General features: G+C 39.4%; 1 protein-coding gene. It reads left to right on the forward strand.

The window, feature by feature from the left end:
- Positions 1 to 1,162: 1,162 nt before the first annotated feature.
- The coding region (locus tag IQ228_RS26005) for a transposase (protein WP_193965005.1) at positions 1,163 to 1,433 on the forward strand (271 nt) is incomplete at its 3' end.

The raw sequence follows: 1,433 nt of genomic DNA on the forward strand, positions 1-1,433 counted from the left end.
TCCCTCCGCTTTATAAGGGGAGGGTTAGGGAGGGGTAAAATATTTGATACAGCAATCATGACTTTTCAAACACCATCTTATGGAAGAATTTAGGAATTAGGAGGTAGGGGCGCAGCAGGGTTAGCGCATCTCAACCCCTATTGACAAAGGGATTTACTCGATATATGGGAGGATGTTCAATTGACACAACTCAAGGTAGTTTAAGAGATAACCCATCTAACCACTGTATCTAAGTAATGTCAACGGGATTTAAGAAGAACTGCAAAACCAAAACATCTGTTATACCCAGTGTAGACAGCAAAGAGATTACCAGTAAGTTTCTGCACCACTTTACGGGAATAAAAGATCCTAGAGCAGAAAGGACTCGAGTTTCACCATAACAATACTCGGTAACTGGGAAACTCAGGTTTTAACCGCTTTGAATATTTTTTCATTACCGCCTTGGAGTTGGGAAATTTGGGGTACTTTTGTAATTCACTTTCAACGGGACAATTACCGATTCAAATTTCCCAACTCTGTACGCATAATGTTTTGCTCACTCATAGCCTTCCATTTCTGGGGTAATGTTAGCTGATGCCTACGGCACGCTGCGCGAACAACCTGTTATAAGAGTTTGTTAGACTTGCAACACTGTTTCAGTGACATTGAAACTGTTTAATTGCAAATGACAGAGCAGAGAACTAGCTATGCCTTCCGGGGTGTCGTGACTCAAATAACGGCTACTATGAGAGTAAACTCAGGGTGGTCTGGTCTAGTACTGCTTGCTTGATTTCTCTTACAAGCCCAGTCCATTTAGGGCTGGGTTACTGACTAATCTTTCCTCAGTTCAGCAACAAGCGATCGCTCACCGCACCCTACAATCATACGATCTCCTATAATTGATCGGATAACCTGCACACCTACATTTAGGCATGAAACTGTGACTGAAACTGGAAAATACAAAGATACCGTCAACTTACCCAAAACCACCCACCAGAATAAGTAGTCGGACAAAATTAAATTCACTTGTTGAGAGAGGGAACAGGTGACAGAAAAATAAGTTGTGCAATTAATTCTGTCCCATTGCTTATTATAGTTAATGTTGGGTTTCCTTACGTCAACCCAACCTACGGGGTAAAATCAAGATTATAAAACACAACTTTAATCACAGGATATTTATAGTATGGAATATCGCCGCGCCAATGTGGCAGGAGGAACATACTTTTTTACAGTGGTGACAGAGAAAAGACAAAAAATATTATGTTTACCAAAAAATGTTTCTTTATTAAGAGATGCTTTTGGTTATGTAATGCAGAAACATCCATTTATTATAGATGCTATTGTTATTTTACCTGATCATCTCCACTGTATTTGGACTTTACCAGAAAATGATCAGGATTTTTCTACCCGTTGGCGGTTAATTAAAAGTTATTTTAGTCGTAAATGTGAAACTA

Origin of the sequence: Dolichospermum sp. LEGE 00246 (assembly GCF_015207865.1) — a bacterium.
Lineage (GTDB): Bacteria > Cyanobacteriota > Cyanobacteriia > Cyanobacteriales > Nostocaceae > Dolichospermum > Dolichospermum heterosporum.